This window comes from Ruania halotolerans (genome assembly GCF_021049285.1).
In the GTDB taxonomy this organism is placed as follows: domain Bacteria; phylum Actinomycetota; class Actinomycetes; order Actinomycetales; family Beutenbergiaceae; genus Ruania; species Ruania halotolerans.
In genome coordinates this window covers 1,224,185-1,241,648 of record NZ_CP088017.1, presented here as the reverse complement: position 1 = coordinate 1,241,648, position 17,464 = coordinate 1,224,185, and the positions used below count along the sequence as shown (strand labels likewise).

Here is a 17,464-nt window from a genome sequence, read left to right as displayed (position 1 = left end):
CGCGATCCATTCTCCATCATTCGTCCGTATTGGTTCGGCCAAGATCAGCACACGCGTCGAGCACGTCGTCGAAGAGCTGGAGGTCTGAGAATCCGTCAATTTCCAATGCGGTACGACTGTCATGACTAGATGCGACCCAGCGCGGTGCGCGTCCGAATGAAGTCACGCACTCGTCGGCAACGACGAGGTGGTCGACGATATCGTCCAGCGTTGTGGGAACCGACAGAACTCCCACCACTTCGTCGCAACGAACCTCGGCAGCCGGTCGATGAGCGCTCGCGAGGATGTTGGGATCAATTAGGACGACTAAGCCGACATCGAGCGGCTCGTTGTCAGCGACCATCTCCACTGTTCCAGCCGCGGCCATTCCCATGTACGACTCAAGCACGTCCGGGCGCCTGCTCCGGCCCAGGAGCGCGTTCTCCCGGTGAAGGAGTGCAGGCTCGGCGCCCTGACTCACCATTCTGTCTACAGCCGTCGCAATCGGCTGTTCAAAGCGTGGGTCACTCAGGTCAGCGACCACAAGTACCGGAATACGACGGGGTTCGAGCGTGCTCCGTGGTTGCTGGAACGTACGTGGGGCTGGAAACGCACGGTCGGTACCCGGATCGATGCGGAGCGGCGATCCCGCGGTGGCATGCCAGTACCGAAAGTTGTCCCGGTAGATCATGCGGTCGTGGGCAAGCCACTGGTAGCGGAAGTCCGCGCGGGAGAGCGTGCCAGCACGGAGCCGGGTGACCGCCAACGGCTCGTCAACATCGAGGACAGGACCGGCGGCCGCCTTGACCCGTTCGTAGTACTCGGAATCTGCACTCTTCCGGACCATGTCGAATCCGCCGATCGATTCCACGACCGTTCGCCGGATCATCAACGATGACGCGTTCCTGCGACGAGGCCGGTAGCCCAGCCACTGATGCGTGAGGTCGTCCTTGGCCCTGATGGCATCGCTGATCGAACCGGCTGCTCGACGATGCGTGCGGAGCTTCGCCACTTGTCGTTCGATACGCTCCGGGTGCGACCAGTCGTCAGCGTCTTGGAAGGTGATCAACTCACCACGGCTCACGGAGAGCCCTTGGTTGCGTGCTGCGTAGGTACCGCCATTGTGCTCGGCATGGTGGACCTCAACACGATCATCCATCTGACGGCAGCGGTCGAACATCTGCTCGTAACCCGGCCCCGAGGCGTCGTCGACCAAAACGATCTGGAGATTCTCGTACGACTGGGCAATGATTGAACGTACTGAGGTAATCAGGCCACTGTCCGGCCGATAGCAGGGCATCACCACGGTCACGAGTGGGCCATCACGTCTCGTCGATATGTCGGCCCCCAGGCCGTCAAACAGAGTGTCCTGGTCAGGTCTCACTGAGAGTCCTGCGCGACCTGCACTGAGGAACTCAGCGCCCAACTTCTCCTCCCAGGCTCGATGCGCGGAGGGGTCATCGTTACCGATCGGCCTGCCCACGTAGGGGTTCGCGCGGTCGATCTCGATATACCGTCGAACAACCGCGGGCAGTCTGCTGAGCTGGAACCGATCGAGAGTCTCAGGCATGCCCCGCAACATCGCCAGTTGTGCCAGGGTCTGCTGAGTTGGGCCGACCAATCGGGACTCGCCGCACTTGACGGCAATCTCAGTCAGCCCTGCAAGGGCTATCTCCTCGCGATCAGGGTCCGTCGCGCACACCTGCAAGAAGGCGAGAGTCGCTTTCACACGCGGCTCCAGCGTGCTCTCCGAGGGAAGGGTTCCCTCGTCCAATACGCGCTGGATGAAGGTAGCAGCGTCGAATCTCCCGTCCGTGGCCGCACCTGCCAACACATCCTGAAGGGCCAAGGACCCCGTCCGGATCCCAGCGTTGGCGAAGCCGAAAGCACCCTTCAGCACCTGCTCGGAACGGATGCCCTGTGCACGGATCGACGTGCTCCTGGCCAAGGCGATGCGCGACACTTCAGACGCCTCCGGTTATGGTTAACTGCTCACCGTCCGGACCAGTATCACCTGAGGGGGCAGACGTGGACTCCCGCACACTACCAGGAGCGACCCGCCCATGAGATCGCGCAAGTATCTACTCGCTCTCGCCGCCTTTGCGACGCCCGCACTCCTAACGATCATCAGCGCGATTGCCGGTCACCCATGGCTGCCAGAGGTCGGTCTCACCACCATCGGCGTCATGTTGGCTGCTGTGCTCTTGGACACGAACCGCCGAACTCGCACTCGATTCAATGGCAGCGCCAAGCGCCCGCCAGTTGAACGCCCAGTGCCGCAAGTTGCGGATTTGATGGGTACGATCCGCCTCCTGCAGGCACAATATGTGGGCCGCCTGGACCGATCGCAGGCTTCGCTTGAGGAGGCCACGGCGCTCCTCCACTCAGCTACCGAATCACTACGTGCCACGACAGAGTCAACCGATCAAGGCCGCCTTGATCGGCGCCCAGAAGACCAGTGACAGACAAGCAACCTGAGTGGCGCCTCAGTAACGCACGGGTGCACGAGGACCACACGCCGTTCGCCCGCCGCGATCCACGCAGTCTCGCTACCACCCTGCTCCGTACGAAATCTGTTGCAGGGCGGGAAATCCTCGCGCACCTCGCCACGTCGGGGCGTCTCACTGCCAAGGAACTCGCTGACCTCCCCACTTCAGCACTCGACCCTGCCGAGCTTGTCGCCGTTCTCGATCCCGAGTGGACATGCGACTTCGCGCGGGTACTGGCACTCCAATTGGGCGACGAGCGCGAGATCCGACAAGCTACCGACCTTTATCAATTCGTCACCCGGTCATGGGGTACGTCGGTGCTCGACAGGCACGCCGCCCTGCTTCTCCAGCTGTTGGCCATTCAAGGCGAGCGTGATGCTGCGCAGCGCCTACTTGACGACGACTCGGTGGACATCCCCGACCACATTCGCGCCTCAGTCCTCGCTGACCTGCTACATCCCGGTGACAGTGACCAGGACCCTGCTCTATGGCTCGGAGCCTTGAATGAAGCGCTCCACCTGTCGCCGAGCGAGTCGATTAGTTTGCGACCTGACGGACCAACACTGTTTGATCGAATCACATGCCCGCCGGAACAGGTCATAGACGGGCCAGCGCTGATCACTGTCATTACCAGCGCCTTCAACCCCGATGATGCACTACTCACCACGGTTCGCTCGGTGATTCAGCAGAGTTGGCAGAACTGGGAGATGTTGATCGTCGATGACGCGTCCCCACAGCGCGACGATAGCGTTCTCACACGCGCAGAGAATCTCGACCCGCGCGTGCGCGTCATCCGTAAAGCTGTGAACGGTGGAACCTACCGGGCACGAAACACTGCCTTGAGCCAGGCTCGTGGCACCTTCGCTGTGGTCGTAGATTCGGGAGACTGGGTCCATCCGACGTATCTGGAGGCCGGCGTTGGCCCCATGTTGCGTAGGTCCGGAGTTCTTGCCACGCGAGGCTGGGGTGTCCGGATCTCTGAGGAACTGAAGTTCGGGAGGCCGGGGTATGACGCGGTCGTCGCCTGTGCACCTTCGCTCATGTTCCGAATTCCAGACGTTCCCGCCCGAATTGGACTGTTCGACCCGGTCAGGAAGGCCGCCGATACTGAATACGCCTGGCGCATTGAAGCTGCGTTTGGCACGAAGATCCACACGCTCCCACGACGGGCGCTTACACTACTGCGAGCTGGCGATGACACCCTGTCTGCCTCTGACTTCTCAGCTGGTTGGCGTCATTCAAGTCGGCGCGCGTATCGAACAGCCTATTCGATGTGGCACCGAACAATCGAAGAACGCGGCGCAGACCCCTTCCTCGACCCGACGTCAGTCCGACCGTTCCCTGTCCCCCGCCGCTGGTCAACAGCGATAGCTGATCGCCTTACCGCCCCCCCTCACTTCGACGTGGTATTCGCAGGTGACTGGCGGCGGCATGGTGGCCCACAGAACTCGATGCTTGCGGAGATTGATGCCTGCCGCGGCGCTGGCATGAGAGTTGGCATTATGCATCTCGAGGCCATGAGATTCATGACGCGAAAGGACGATCCTCTCTGCGCACCGATTCGCGAACTCATCCAATCGGGCGAAGTCGAATGGATTCACATTGACGATCATGTCGATGTGGAAACCCTGATCCTGCGCTATCCTCCTATCCTCCAGTTTCCTCCGCACGTCTCCAACGCATTCACACCTAGACATCTCCTCATCGTCGCGAACCAAGCACCTGCAGAGCCAGACGGAAGTGATCAGCGGTACGTCCCTTCGACTGTGACCGAGCACTCAGTTGACCTCTTCGGGGTGCCCCCATTGTGGGTTCCGCAAGGGCCAACCGTTCGTCAGATGCTGCTGGAACACGATGCTCAACTGAACATCTCTGAATGGGACAGTCCAGGACTGATTGACCTCGACTCGTGGAACGTCAGGAGTAAGCGCGAATTTTCAGAACCTGTGGCCATCGGTCGGTACTCGCGGGATACCAGCATGAAGTTCCCGTCGACGGCGGATCGCATGCTCGAAGGGTACGGGTTTCCCGCCGAATTCTCGGTGAGAATGATGGGCGCAAAAAATACGGTTACCCGGATGATGAAGGAATCAGGCTATGAGATTCCCGAGAATTGGGAACTGCTCCGACATAAAGTAAAAGATGTCCAAGATTTCCTTCAGGATCTCGACTTTTTCGTGTATCTTGATAACGAGAATGCGAACGAGGCCTTCGGGCGTGTGATCCTCGAAGCGATCGCTAGTGGTGTTTTGACCGTTACATCCCCTAAACACAGGCGTACCTTCGGTGATGCAGCCGTCTACGCTGATCCAGATCAGGCGGTCGCTGTCGTGCAGAGCTTCGTCGACAACCCTGATCGATACGTGGAACACGTGAAGCGTGCTCAGCATCTAGTACGCGAGCGCTACTCGCCATCCTCCTTCGTCGATCGACTGCGAGATCTCGACACTCCTTGGATCCGTGAGTCCAGGGCGCCAACGCCCGATCTGGTCCGCTTCTCACTTCTCGCCACTCAGGGCCCCCTGGTCCGATTCGCGGTTGATGCACCAAGCGACGTGGCAGTCATGTGTACTACTGTCCGCACAATGGCCGACGGCAGACGAGCTCGTTACCTCCACACGGTATACCGCGGCGAATACAACTCGGCGGTGGTCGATGCGGCCGGAGCCGCGCTGGCTCAGTTAGAGGTCGGCGCCGATCTGGCCGTACCGCAAGCGGACGGCCCGGTACTTGGGTACGCGCTCGTCGACGGATGCCGAGTCGACGTGGCGTGGCGCGAGGGGCTGACTGCCACCACGCGCCGATCGGAAGGGGGCGTGTTGGCCGTGGATGTGGCGCTGTCGTATGGCCCGACTCGCTCGACATTCAACGCGTGCGTCCCATCCGATGACGCGATCTCGTCCAACCATTACTCGTGAGCTCCGTCCCGGCTAGCGGACGAGCGCAGGCGGCCGCATCTACGAAACATGTCGGTGGATTGCTACTGTTGCGGTCGGGCTTGGAAGACTGAGAGGTGACCTTCATGTCGACGCATCGGCGTATACAGGCTCTCGTAGCGGTGCTCGCTGTGGCGGGTGGCACCTCGATGGCGATTCTTGACGCACTCGGAGCAGCGGCGGCGGTGCTCACCGGAGGGGCGCTCCTAGTTCTGATGATCCAGCTCTGGCATCAAAATCGGGTCCTTGGCAGCAAGTTGGACGCTGTCCAGCATCGACTGGCAACCGGCATCGAAAAGCTGGTGGAAGCAGACCGTTCAACGCCGTATAGCAAGCTGGCGTCAGCCGCAGCGACCCTTCAGGTTGAGGTTGGTGCGCTGAGGACCAGCCTCAGTGAGATCGGCGACGAGCTTAGGGAACTAGAAGGAGATGCCCAGCAACAGCGGGCTCGCCTCCGCCGGGAGGTGCGCAGCCTTAGGCATGAACCCCTCACTCAGTCGCAAGCGCTGACCCAACTACTTGGTGCGTTCACTCCAGATGCGCCACTTCCGCCAGTGGGTGGTTGGGCGATGGAACCGACCACCCTCGTTGAGATCGTGGACTTGATTGCTCGTGTCCAGCCGCAGGTTGTTCTCGAATGCGGAAGCGGCACGTCCACTGTATGGATCGCACAGGCATTGCGAAGGAACGGCTCCGGCCGGGTGATCTCTCTCGACCACGACGCTGAGTACGCGCACTCGACACGGACTCAGTTGGCCCGGCACAGCCTCAGCGATTGGGCCGAAGTGCGATACGCGCCGCTCGTCCCTACCGCAACAGAGCTGGGCGAGAAGCATTGGTATGAGGTCGATCTTGAGTCAATCCCCAAGATCGACCTCCTTGTGGTCGACGGCCCGCCTGAAGGAACGGGAGAGATGGCTCGCTATCCAGCTGTCCCAGTGCTTTCTCCCAGACTGTCAGCGTCTGCGGTCATCGTTCTTGATGACGCACACCGTCGAGACGAGCGTGAAGCAGCACGACTGTGGACCGACCAGTTGGGTTTGGATTGGTCGCGCGATATCGCCGGGCGCGCAACGGTGCTAGGTTCCGGTCCGGACCCCGCTAACGCGTCAGTGCCGAAGCCACCATCAACCGCAGTGGCGCCTCCCGCGCCAGCAGCTGCGCCAGGTCACGAGTGATGAGAGTTCCCGGACGACCGTGCCTACGCCGTGCGACAGCTCGCGCGAGCATGCGATCGGTGTCCACATTCGGGTCGAGCACGGCGTCGAGCAGGTCCCGGTCCGCGAGAGAGAGGACGGCCTCGGCGCCGGGGGCTGCCCGCAGCAGACGTCGCGCGGCGCCGGCCAGGTCGGCCCGTTCCTGCTCGGTCCAGAACCGCGGATCCTGACGATTCCACACGGCACCGAAGAGGTGGATGCGCAGATACTTCACCACTGCGGCACGGCGCTGTTCGAGGCTGAGCCGTTCGAACCAGGATGCCGCCAGGATGGTGCGCAGGAACTTCAGTTCCACGGCGATCGGACGAGGGGCGTAGGTGACCCGGTCGGTGGCGTCTTCGCCGATCACGTACGGCGGCCCGGACCGGTCGAAGGTGATCTTGCCGTGGAACCATAAGCGAGTGACGAAGCCGACGTCACCGCCCACCTGAGCCCCTTCCTCCAGCCGCAACCCGAATCGCACGATCGCCTCTCGGGAGACCAGGCCCAGCGGAGCGCTGCGGTAGCAGAGCCGGTCCGCCACGCCGTCCAGGATCTGCCGGCGCGGCACCCGGGTGGGCGGGGTGGGCACGATCACGCGGTCGGTGCCGCGTTCAAGGCGGGCGATCACGGCGTCGGCACCGGTCTTTCGACCGAGCCAGTACCAGGAGGCGATCGCGCCGGGCGCCAGGATGTCATCCGAACCCATGATGGCCACATAGTCACCCACGGCGGCTGCCATCCCCACATTGAACGGGCCCGACGCGCTGCGGTGGGAGTCCCGGTGCTCCAGCCAGACCACCTTCTCCCGGTGCGCGGCGTCCAGCAGGGGTCGGATCTGGCTGGCAGCGATGTTGTGGCAGACCACGGTGAGGCGGACGCCTTCGCCGTTGTGGTCGAGCACGGAGCGCACAGCCCGGGCAATCGGGCGCTCGGTGGAGTGCACCGCGATCACCACGTCCACGCCCGGGCGGGGCGGATCGTCGTCGGGACTGATTCCCGACGGCGCCCGGTCCGGCTGACTAGCGGCGTGCACGTGCGTAGGCCTCCAGGTAGCCATCGGTGACGTGCTCGGGCGAGAAGCGGTCAGTGACCGTGGCGGCCACATCGCTCGCGTTCAGGTGCAGGGTGCGGTGCTCCACGTCGATGACGGCGTCCGCATAGGCAGCAGCGGTCTGCTCGTACACCAGTGTGCCCACCTGCGGGTCGATGTACTCGCCCTGCCCGCCAGTGGCGCCCACGACCACCGGGCGCCCCTCCACGAGCGCCTCGGCAGCGGAGACGCAGAAATTGTCTCCACGGGTAGGCAGGAAGAACACGTCGGCGTCGCCGAGTGCGGCGCGGACCCCGGCGGCGTCGGTCGAACCGGGCAGGCGCACCAGGTGCTCGACCTTCCGGCGCTGTGCGCGGCGTTGCACCTTCGTGCGCAGCGGCCCGTCGCCGATCCAGGTGAGCCGCGCCGGGTGGCCCCTGCCAGCAAGTTCAGCCACGGTATCCACGGCCAACAAGGGATCCTTGCGGTCCACAAGACCGCCAACGGCGACCAGCCGGGTGGGGGTGCGGGGGCGCATCGGGCGGTCCTGCAAGCGCGCCGGAGCAGGCACGATGCACGGCACCACCGTCGTCGGGGCGTCCTTGCGGCGGGCACGAATCGGGGTGGCGAGGTACTCGCACACGGCGGTGACGGCGTCGGGGCGTCGCACCAGCGGCCACAGCAACGGCAGGGAAAGGCGCCAGCTGAGCGGGAGGGTGGAGGGGGTGGTCAGCCCGGACCAGTGCTCGGTGTGCACCCACGGTGCCTTCGGTCGCCACCACGCCATCGGCAGCAGCGCTGGAAAAGCCATCGTGTGCACGAGGTGGGCCCCTGCCACGGCACGGCGCAGTGCCCGGCCGGCGCGGAGCACCGAGAGCGGTGAGCGCGGGTTCATCGGGATGCGATGAACAGCAATGCCGTCACGGGTGAGGTGCGTCTCGCCGTCGTCCTGGGCCGGTGGGATCAGGTGCACCACCCGGATCGAGGTGACCTCCGGGCGGGCGGCCAGGGCGGCCACATCGGAGGCGACGAACGTGCCCATCGTGGGTGCGTCGTCGGTGGGGAACCACGGGGTGACGGCAACGATGTTCACTGGCGGCCCCCTCGGCTGACGACTCCGACCTGAGTGATGTGCACGTCTCCGAGTATGGCGCAGCAGCGCCTCCAGCTCGAACCGAGGATCGTGAGGCCGCTCACGCCCGGCAGGTCGTGCCAGACTCGGAGACGTGCGCATCCTCAGCGTGGTCGGCGCCCGACCCCAATTCGTCAAGCTCGCTCCAGTGGCTGCTGCCTGCACAGCGGCCGGTGTGGACCATGTGATCGTGCACACCGGGCAGCACTACGACGAGTTGCTTTCGGACGTGTTCTTCTCGACGCTGCACATCCCGGCACCGGACGTGCAGTTGGGGATCGGGTCCGGTTCGCACGCCGCGCAGACCGGGGCGATGCTCACCGCCCTGGAACCCGTGTTGCTGGAGCACTCCCCCGACTGGGTGCTCGTGTACGGGGACACGAACTCGACGCTTGCGGCGGCGTTGGCCGGGGTGAAGGCGCACCTACCGGTGGCGCACCTGGAGGCGGGGTTGCGCTCGTTCAACCGGCGGATGCCGGAGGAGCACAATCGAGTACTCACTGACCATGCGGCCGACCTGCTGCTGGCGCCGACGCAGGTGGCGGCCGAGCACCTGGCCCGCGAGGGATTGGCGGAGCGGACCCACGTGGTGGGCGATGTGATGACGGACGTGCTGCACCAGGTGGCGGCCTCGGTGGCCGGTTCTGCGCCCGAGTTGCTCCGACGGTTCGATGTGCGCGCCGGGGAGTTCAGCGTGGCGACGATCCACCGGGCCGAGAACACCGACGATCGCGACAGGCTGGACGCGATCTTGGATGGGCTCGGCGCGGTTGACCACCCGGTGCTGTTGCTCGCACACCCGCGCCTGCGAGCCACCGGCGCGGACCTGGCGCGCGGAGCGGTGCGGGTGCTCGATCCGCTCGGCTACCCGGACCTGGTAACCCTGATCTCCCAGGCGCGCGGGGTGATCACCGACTCCGGCGGTCTGCAGAAGGAAGCGTTCGAGCTGCGGGTGCCGTGCACCACGGTGCGCAGCGAGACCGAGTGGGTCGAGACAGTGGAGCTCGGGTGGAACCAACTCGCTGAACCCGGGCAGATCGCAGCAGCAGCGACGCGACCGCGGCCTGGAGCAACGTCGGACACGCCCTACGGCGACGGCCACGCCGCCGAGCGAACAGTGCGGGCACTCGCTTCCGTCTCGTGACTGGATATGCGTGACGAGAGGGTCTGCTGCACGATCGATAGTTGCAACGCTCCAGGTGAATCTCACTGGATCTGGTGGAGGCTCCGATGTGTCAGAGACTCCCCGGTCCAACACTGGGTGAGGGACGCCGTCGTGAAATCCTCGGTGACCTCCCCCAGACCGTGCTCGCGCACCAGCGCAGCCATTTCGGGTGAGGGGATACGTCGCACGGATGACTGGCGCCAGCCCTACTATCCGTAGTATTCTGCTCTTATCCGTAGTATTCTACTGATATCGGTAGCGTGCTGTTGATGGGTGCGGTGAAGTGAGTTGAGGTGCTTATGGATGTGAGTCGACCCATGACGGCCGTCGTCCCCTCGCTGGAGGGCCCCGTGCTGGAGGTCCTCGCGGGCACATCCCGTGCACTCACGGGTCGCGAGGCACACCGCCTGGCGGGCACGGGCAGCGAGTCCGGGGTGCGACTCGTATTGAACCGCATGGTGGAGCACGGACTAGTCCATGCAACCAGGGCCGGACGGGCCACGATGTACGTGGCGAACCGCGACCACATTGCGTGGCCCGCCGTGCGTGCACTGACTGAACTTCGACAGGAACTCTTCGACCGCCTCCGTGACCTGATTATGTCTTGGGAGATCGAACCGACAACGGTGGCCGTGTTCGGTTCCGCGGCGCGCGGAGACGGCGGCGTTGACAGTGACGTGGACATCTTGATCGTGCACCACACCGCGGACGAGCCTATGTGGACAAGCCAGGTCGACACGCTTCGCGAATCCGTGCTCACGTGGACGGGCAACCACTGCCAGGTCTACGACATCACGGACACCGATTTCGCCCGGCACGTCACCACAGGTGAGGCGATCGTGGACGAGTGGCGTCGGGACGCCGTCGTGGTGTTCGGCACACTGCTGGATCGGCTGATTCGGAAGGAACTCCACTGATGACGACACGGGGTGCACGGACTCAGGACTGCGGCATCGCCGAGGCCAGGGTGAGGGCGGCCCAATCGCGCAAGTTCCTCGATACCGCGGAACTCATCCTCGATGCCGATGACGATCTGGCAACGCCAGGCGCTGCGGCAGCGCTCGCCGTACTCGCAGGAATCGCTGCCTCCGACTCGCTGTGCTGTCGAAACCTCGGGCAACGCCCGCGCGGCCAGGATCACCGCGAGGCCACGCGGCTCCTCGAACAGGTCGAGCCGAACGGGAAAGAGATGTCCCGCTCACTTGCGCGACTCCTTGAGGTCAAGGACGGAGCACACTACGGGCTCGTCTACCTCACCTTGTCTCGCGCGAAGACGGCCGTGAGGAACGCTGCGGCTCTCACCGAAGCAGCCGAAACAGCACTGCGGCGCTGAGCGCCGATCCCAGCTCGTCCTTGCGCTACCGGCCGCCAACCAACGCCCGCACCGCATCGACCCACCCGCCGGATCGACGCTCCGCCGCCACCTCCGGCGCCAAAGCATGTGAGGCAGCCTTCCACTGCTGGACCGCCTCCGGAGAGAGCCGATCCAACACCTGGGTGAGGGACGCCGTCGTGAACTCCTCGGTGACCTCCCCCAGACCGTGCTCGCGCACCAGGCCTGCCATCTCCGGTGAGGGGCCCACGATGATGCCCAGCCGGGCCTGCACGAAATCGAAGAACTTGTTCGGCAAGGTCCACCGGTAGTTGAACGTGAGCGGTGGGAGCACGAACACGCCCACGTCGTAGCCGCACAGCGTAGGCACCAGCTCCGCATACGGCACCGGATCGTGCACGCGCGCCCGATCCGAGCCAAGCGCTGCGTTCGTCGCCGCCGCACGCTCCTTCAGCTCGGCCAGATAGGTAGGGTCGTTCGGCATCAGGAACAGATCGAGGGTCACATCGGCGCTAGTGGCGGCCACGGCGTCGATCATCAGCTCCAGGGTGCGGTTACGGCGCGCATTGCCCGAGTGCACCAGCCGGATCGGCCGCTCGACCTGAGTGGGTTCGGCGTCATGAAAGGCGGTGGCGTTCTCCACCACACCCGCCTCGATCCCGAACTCGCGCTGGTACTCCTGCGCGAGCCCCCGCCCTACGGTCGTGACCGAGGCCGCTCGCGTGACGAACCGGCGGATGATCCACCGGTAGTACGGTGCCACGAACAGCCGCCATCGCCACGACTCCTCGTTCTCCCGCGGGGCGTATTCGTGCAGGTCCACATGCACGCCGGCGCGCGGGCGCAGCGCGAGCGCCAACGGCACGGTGTCGGCGTCATTGGCCACCACCACGTCCGCCTCACCCACCGGCAGCGTGGTGTGCAGGTGCGCGATCACGGTGTTCTTCGCCTGCACCTGCCGGTAGCGGCGCAGCATCAGACTGAGCCGGTCCTTATGCCAGGCCACCAGCTCTGCGGGGATCTCATAGTGCCGGCTCGCCTCGGCCGGCGGCGGCCCGTAGCCGACGGTGGTCACCTCATGCTCGGCGGCCAGCACCCGCACCTGCTTGAGCACCCGGGCGTCCTCGGCGATCGGAGAGAACGAGATCACCCACACCTGGCTCACGTGTGGCCCCGCCCAGCGCGATGTCCGAGCACTCGGCGGTACTCGGCGAGCAGCACCTCGGCCTCGCCCTCCCAGGTGAGTGCAGCCGCAGCCTCCCGGGCAGCGGCCCGGTAGGCCTGGGGGTCTGCGAGCACCCGCTGCATCGCGGCGGCCAGCTCGGCAGGGCCGCCGTCGACGGCGAAGATCTCCCCCACCCCGTACTCGAGCACGACAGCCTTGGTGTCGGGCAGGTCGGCCGCGACGATCGGCAGCCCGGCATGGATCGACTCGAACAGCTTGTTCGGCAGCGAGTACTCGTAGCTCAGGCACGCGGGGCGCACGTAGACCACCGAGAGGTCGGCGTCTGCGAGCGCCGTGGCCACCTCCGCCGAGGGAACCGCCCCGACCATGTGCACTCGCTCTTCCACTCCAGCCGCACGCGCCCGACGGCGGACCACGGCCAGGTAGTCCTCCTCGCCATAGCCGAGGAGCACCAGGTGGATCTCGGGGAGATGCGCCAGGGCGTCAATCGTCTCCTCGATCCCGCGGCTGGTGGTGATCCGCCCGCCGTAGGCGATCACCGGGGTCTGGGGATCGAGGCCTGCGCGTTCGCGGAGGAGCCCTTGCGCGGGGTCGGGCACCGGTGCAGCGGCGGGGATGTTGCGCACCAGTGCGGGCGTGCGCGGCAGCCGGTAGGTGCGGTGCAACCAGGCGGCGATGCTCGGAGAGACGGTGATCACCGAGGTGGCGCGGCGGATCCCGAGTCGTTCCATCAGGTGCTCCACATGCGGGGCCACGGGACGCGGCCGCACGTTGCGATGGCGCCACAGCTCGTGGGCGTCGTAGACAAGCCGGGCGCGGGTGTGCCGGGCGATCCGCATCGCCGGGTAGAGGGTGTTGCCGTCGTTGGCGTGGATCACATCGGGAGCGAACGCCACGCCGTCGGCGATCGCGGCCCGCCAGTAGATCGCCAGGCTGACGGTGCGGTAGGTGCGCAGCCACAGGTCCAGCAGGGCCCCGACCGGCTTGGCGGCTGCGGCCGGCGCCGGAGTCCCGGCCGGTTCAGCGGGAGCGGCTGTGGGGTGCGTTGGTGTCGTGGAGCCGTCCGAGGGCGACCGGAACGCACCCGACACCGGGCCGGATGCGGCAGCGGTGGGCTCCTCGGCGCCCGCCACCCGCCGCAGCCGGTCCAGCACCCATCGGTAGGCGTGTGCCAGCCACGGCGCCGAGCGCGCGAGCTGGAATTCCGGCAGTCGCACGATCTGCACACCGTTCGGCAGCGTCTCGCCGCCCTCCGGATACCCGGCGCGTTCGCGCGCCACGGCGAGGATCCGCACTTCGCACCCGGCAGCGCGCAACGTGGCGGCCGTCTTGAGCACCCGGGCGTCGGCGTGCGCGTCGTTGTACACGAGGATTGCTACCCGCGGTGTGTGTCCGCGCACCGTGAGTGGCGCCTCTGGATGCACCGCCTGCTGGACCGCTTCCTGGACGCCGTCGAACGCCTGCTCGGCAGCGTCAGTCGCACCCGGCACTGCCTCGTCGGCGCCCGGCATCTGGTCGGACTCGCTCACTCGTTCTCCTCGATCAACCCGGCCAGGGCCGCCTGCTGGGCGAAGTCCGGCTCGGCGGCCACCACCTCACTGAAGGTCCCGTGCGCCACGAGACGCCCGTCTCGCATGAAACACACCGTGTCGCTGTGCCGGATCGTGGCCAGCCGGTGCGCCACCACCACGATCGTCACGTCCCCGCTGAGTTCGGCGATGGCTGAGGTCACGGCTGCCTCGGTGGAGGTGTCCAGTGCGGATGTGGCCTCGTCCATGATCAGCACGAGGGGGTCGGAGTAGAGGGCGCGGGCGATCCCGAGGCGTTGCCGTTGCCCGCCGGAGAGGGCCATCCCTCGCTCGCCCACCCGGGTATGGATCCCGCCGGGCCGGTCCTCGATCACGTCGAGGATCTGCGCGCGGGCCAGCGCCCAGCGCACGCGATCCTCGTCCACCTCATCGGACTCCCAGCTCAGTGCCACGTTCTGCGCCACCGTGGAGTCGAACAGGGAGACCTCTTGCGGCACGTACCCCACTCGGGTGCGCCAAGAGGTGAGCACGCGGCTCATCGGTACCTCCCCCACCCGGATCTGCCCGTGGCTCGGTTCGAGGAGCCCCAGCAGCAGGTCCACCAGCGTGGACTTGCCCGAACCGGAAGCACCCACCAGCGCCAGCGAGCTGCCGAACGGCAGTCGGAAGGAGACGTCGTGTACCGCATCCTCGCGCCCCGTCGGATAGCGGAAAGAGACCTCGTCCACCACCAGTTCGCCTGCGTCCTCGGGTACTGGATCGCTGCCGGGGGCGGCCGCAGCATCATGGGCGCGAGTGGCCCCGGCACGGATCTCATCGAGCACCTGCTGTGCGAACGGCATCGAGGCACCCGTCTGGGCCATGATCGACTGGAACCGGGTGAGGGAGGGCACGATCCGGAAGCCGGCCACCGCGAACAACGCGACAGCACTGAGCGCGCCCTGCATCGCCTGTTCCGGGCCCTGACTCGAACCTTGCAGGTATCCGACCCCGGCTCCGAGCGCAAGCCCGCCGACCAGCCCGGCCTCCAACACGTAGCGCGGCACCACCCCGAGGAAGGACATGTTCGCGCGCGCGCGGGAGGAGATCAGCCGCTCCTTGCGCACCACGCGGGCCACTTCGGGGCCTTTGCCGCGCAGGGTGATCTCCTTGAGTGAGTGCACCATCTCACTGACCAGACGCACCGAGCGGGTGGAGTGCTCGCGGTTGGTCCGCCCGGCGAGCACCGCCTTGCGCAGCACCCACAGGTAGAGCACCGCGCCGATCAGGCCGAAGTAGGCGATGGCCACCAGCGCCGTCACCGGCTGAGCCACGAGCAGCACGGCGAGCACGGCCACGAACGTGAAGATCTCCCCGGAGAGCATCGCCGCCGGGATGAGCACCCCGGTCACCGTGGTGGCCACACCCACATCGGTGGAACGCACCAGATCGGTGGAGTTGCGGCCGAGCCGCTCCGTCCATGGCGAACTGAAGAACGCATCCAGCAACTGGGCACCGAGCTCTTGCTCGAACCGGGCGAACCGGCGCGTCGCACCCCACTGCAGGGCGATCGCGAGGACGCTCTTGGTCACGATCAGCCCGCCCACCACCACCAGCAGGATGGGCAACCGGGAGTTCGGCACCTCGCCGAACAATGGCAGTTGCACAGACGACTCGGAGAGCAACGGACTCAGGGTGAGCGCGAGCAGGCCGAGCGCGGCAACGTCCAAGATCGCCAGCGCAGCCGAGGCCCCCGCGAAAGTGACGATGAACCGAGAGCTTCCCGCGGGCAGCACGCTCAGGAGCTCACGCATGATGCGCCACAGAGCGCCCATCAGTGCTCACCTCTCGCTCGCCGGACTGACCCGAGCCTAGATGTTGTCACGCCGCACCTGCCGCGCGAGCAACGTCCTGGGTGCAGCCGCTAGAGGCGTAGGCCGTTCTCCACCACCTCGTAGGCCACTGCACGGACCTTCAACCCGTGACTGCGGGCGTGCCCACGCAACAGCTCGTACGCCCCACTCATGCTGATCGCGTGCGTCTGCGCCAGGACACCCTTGGCCTGTTCAATGAGAACGCGACTGTCGAGCGCATGCTGGAGTTGAGCGGAGAGTTCGGTCTTCTGGTTCAGCGTCGAGGAGTGGATCAGGTAGGCGGTCGCCATGTTGCTCATCACGCGGGCGGCGAGCAGGTCGCTCTCCACCCAGGAGTGCGGCTCGGCGTGGTACATATTCAGGGCCCCGACGGTGGTGCCTGCCAGCTTCATCGGAATCCCGGCCACGGCCCGCACTCCTACCTGCGCGGCCACGTCGTGATATCCGGGCCAACTGACCTCAGCGTCGAGGTCGCTGATCGTTACCACCTCACCCGTGCGGTAAGCCGTGACACAGGGCCCCATCTGATGATCTTCCTGAAACTGCTCCAAGGCGGTGAGCGGCGGTGGGACTGCCGTTGCCGCACGCACCTGGCCATCCACGCCGAGGGTGACCCCGCTGCCTGCCAGATTGAGGAGCTCGGTGAGCTTCTCGGCCAGGTCGAGCAGAGCCTCGTTCACGTCATAGGGAGTGACCAGCTTTTCAGTGAAGTCGGCGGCAAGTTCGATAAACCGCTGCTCATGGTCCATGGCGGTGATCCTCCAGTCACTGAGTGGCACTCATCCAGGTGAACGTGCCCACGCTCGCCGAACCGACGAAGACTGGCCACGCTACGCGTGCGCCGAGGCGAGTGCATCCGCCAGTGGCCCGAACGATGCGCAAGCCGGCGGATCTCAGTAGTCAACGAGCGGGACCGGCACCGTGTCCGCAGTCCAGCGTTCCTGTCGCGCGAGCGGGCAACCTCGACCGGTACACACGGGAGGGGCGCCGACTACCGCGTGCCCGCAGCGGGGGCAGACCAGCGCCTGTGTGTCGCCACCCAGCCCAGCGAACGCGTCCATCAGCCGGCCCCAGCGCGCGGCGCACGGCTCGAGCGCAGCATCGTCGGAGACGGTGTGCTCGACGGTGACGACCACATCCTCCTCGTCGACGACGAACCGCACCTGAACCAGGTCCTCCCCCGTGGGGCGGTGGTCGCCCAACCAACGCCAGCGCAGCACCAACCGACTCGGTCGCTCGATCGTCACAAACGCGGCACGTGCCCCCAGCCCGCTGGAGGCGGAGTGGATCCGGCACTCGCCCCCGACGCGGGAGTCAACCGAGCACGTGACGTCCGGGGCGTCCGCACACCACCAGGACCACAAACCACCCGGCGTGGTCCACGCGTCCCACGCCTGGTCTAACGAGATTGCCGCGGTACGCGTGGTGCCAACAGTCAGATCGGACGACACCGGCGCCGCCGGATTACGGTCAACCACTTCGCTCATGGCGCACTCCTCTTCGCAGGAGTTGCCAGGGGCAGGGGCAACGGATATGTGGCTCGCCGGCTGCGGCCGGGTCGGGCGCGGCGCGGGCCGTATCTGGAGAATATCCGGGAATCTGGACGGCCGCACGGCGGAGACCGGACCCGAGG

13 protein-coding genes are annotated in these 17,464 nt (G+C 65.8%); 5 read left to right on the top strand and 8 right to left on the bottom strand.

Annotation, left to right across the window (positions count from 1 at the left end):
• Nucleotides 1-16: 16 nt before the first annotated feature.
• Entirely contained in the window at nt 17-1,291 is a 1,275-nt protein-coding gene (locus LQF10_RS05455; RefSeq protein WP_231066474.1) for a glycosyltransferase family A protein, read from the bottom strand.
• Between the two features lie 1,146 nt (nt 1,292-2,437).
• On the opposite strand from LQF10_RS05455, the gene LQF10_RS05450 reads away from it, so the two are divergent.
• Nucleotides 2,438-5,386 (top strand): glycosyltransferase, encoded by a 2,949-nt coding sequence (locus tag LQF10_RS05450; RefSeq protein ID WP_231066473.1) that lies wholly within the window; start codon nt 2,438-2,440, stop codon nt 5,384-5,386.
• Nucleotides 5,387-5,490: 104 nt separating this feature from the next.
• Nucleotides 5,491-6,582, top strand: coding sequence for a class I SAM-dependent methyltransferase (locus LQF10_RS05445; RefSeq protein WP_231066472.1), 1,092 nt, complete (start codon nt 5,491-5,493; stop codon nt 6,580-6,582).
• Here the strand turns inward: LQF10_RS05445 and LQF10_RS05440 are convergent.
• Together LQF10_RS05440 and LQF10_RS05435 are read right to left on the bottom strand one after the other, a co-directional pair.
• Nucleotides 6,506-7,660, bottom strand: a complete 1,155-nt coding sequence (locus LQF10_RS05440; protein WP_231066471.1) for a glycosyltransferase family 2 protein — start codon at nt 7,658-7,660, stop codon at nt 6,506-6,508. The genes LQF10_RS05445 and LQF10_RS05440 overlap by 77 nt on opposite strands.
• Nucleotides 7,623-8,726 carry a glycosyltransferase gene (locus LQF10_RS05435; protein WP_231066470.1) on the bottom strand — a complete coding sequence of 368 codons (1,104 nt, stop codon included), beginning with the start codon at nt 8,724-8,726 and terminating at the stop codon, nt 7,623-7,625. The genes LQF10_RS05440 and LQF10_RS05435 overlap by 38 nt, the downstream gene beginning before the upstream one ends.
• A 133-nt stretch (nt 8,727-8,859) precedes the next feature.
• Here LQF10_RS05435 and wecB point away from each other — a divergent pair, with 133 nt between their 5' ends.
• The 3 genes from wecB (at nt 8,860) to LQF10_RS05420 (ending at nt 11,263) form a co-directional block, all read left to right on the top strand.
• Nucleotides 8,860-9,909, top strand: coding sequence for a non-hydrolyzing UDP-N-acetylglucosamine 2-epimerase (gene wecB / locus LQF10_RS05430; RefSeq protein WP_231066469.1), 1,050 nt, complete (start codon nt 8,860-8,862; stop codon nt 9,907-9,909).
• A 326-nt stretch (nt 9,910-10,235) separates the two neighbouring features.
• Nucleotides 10,236-10,847, top strand: coding sequence for a nucleotidyltransferase domain-containing protein (locus tag LQF10_RS05425; protein ID WP_231066468.1), 612 nt, complete (start codon nt 10,236-10,238; stop codon nt 10,845-10,847).
• On the top strand, nt 10,847-11,263 hold the full coding sequence (locus LQF10_RS05420; RefSeq protein WP_231066467.1) for a hypothetical protein: 417 nt from the start codon (nt 10,847-10,849) through the stop codon (nt 11,261-11,263). Before LQF10_RS05425 ends, LQF10_RS05420 begins: the two co-directional genes overlap by 1 nt.
• 25 nt (nt 11,264-11,288) lie before the next feature.
• Here LQF10_RS05420 and LQF10_RS05415 read toward each other — a convergent pair whose 3' ends face one another.
• The 5 genes from LQF10_RS05415 to LQF10_RS05395 form a co-directional block, all read right to left on the bottom strand.
• Nucleotides 11,289-12,428, bottom strand: coding sequence for a glycosyltransferase (locus LQF10_RS05415; RefSeq protein ID WP_231066466.1), 1,140 nt, complete (start codon nt 12,426-12,428; stop codon nt 11,289-11,291).
• Nucleotides 12,425-13,978, bottom strand: coding sequence for a glycosyltransferase (locus tag LQF10_RS05410; RefSeq protein WP_231066465.1), 1,554 nt, complete (start codon nt 13,976-13,978; stop codon nt 12,425-12,427). The genes LQF10_RS05415 and LQF10_RS05410 overlap by 4 nt, the downstream gene beginning before the upstream one ends.
• The gene (locus tag LQF10_RS05405) at nt 13,975-15,792 is read right to left on the bottom strand and encodes an ABC transporter ATP-binding protein (RefSeq protein ID WP_231066464.1); all 1,818 of its coding nucleotides are present in this window, start codon (nt 15,790-15,792) and stop codon (nt 13,975-13,977) included. Before LQF10_RS05405 ends, LQF10_RS05410 begins: the two co-directional genes overlap by 4 nt.
• Nucleotides 15,793-15,881: 89 nt before the next feature.
• Nucleotides 15,882-16,580 carry a GAF and ANTAR domain-containing protein gene (locus LQF10_RS05400; protein ID WP_231066463.1) on the bottom strand — a complete coding sequence of 233 codons (699 nt, stop codon included), beginning with the start codon at nt 16,578-16,580 and terminating at the stop codon, nt 15,882-15,884.
• Nucleotides 16,581-16,724: 144 nt separating this feature from the next.
• A complete protein-coding gene (locus LQF10_RS05395) occupies nt 16,725-17,318 on the bottom strand; it encodes an SRPBCC family protein (RefSeq protein WP_231066462.1) in 594 nt (197 codons plus the stop codon).
• Between the last annotated feature and the right edge of the window lie 146 nt (nt 17,319-17,464).

What these genes read in the sequence shown, in the direction of transcription:
- LQF10_RS05445 (WP_231066472.1), top strand. Translation starts at nt 5,491, where the DNA reads ATGTCGACGCATCGGCGTATACAGGCTCTCGTAGCGGTGCTCGCTGTG.
- LQF10_RS05440 (WP_231066471.1), bottom strand. Translation starts at nt 7,660, where the DNA reads ATGGCTACCTGGAGGCCTACGCACGTGCACGCCGCTAGTCAGCCGGAC.
- LQF10_RS05420 (WP_231066467.1), top strand. Translation starts at nt 10,847, where the DNA reads ATGACGACACGGGGTGCACGGACTCAGGACTGCGGCATCGCCGAGGCC.
- LQF10_RS05405 (WP_231066464.1), bottom strand. Translation starts at nt 15,792, where the DNA reads ATGGGCGCTCTGTGGCGCATCATGCGTGAGCTCCTGAGCGTGCTGCCC.
- LQF10_RS05400 (WP_231066463.1), bottom strand. Translation starts at nt 16,580, where the DNA reads ATGGACCATGAGCAGCGGTTTATCGAACTTGCCGCCGACTTCACTGAA.
- LQF10_RS05395 (WP_231066462.1), bottom strand. Translation starts at nt 17,318, where the DNA reads ATGAGCGAAGTGGTTGACCGTAATCCGGCGGCGCCGGTGTCGTCCGAT.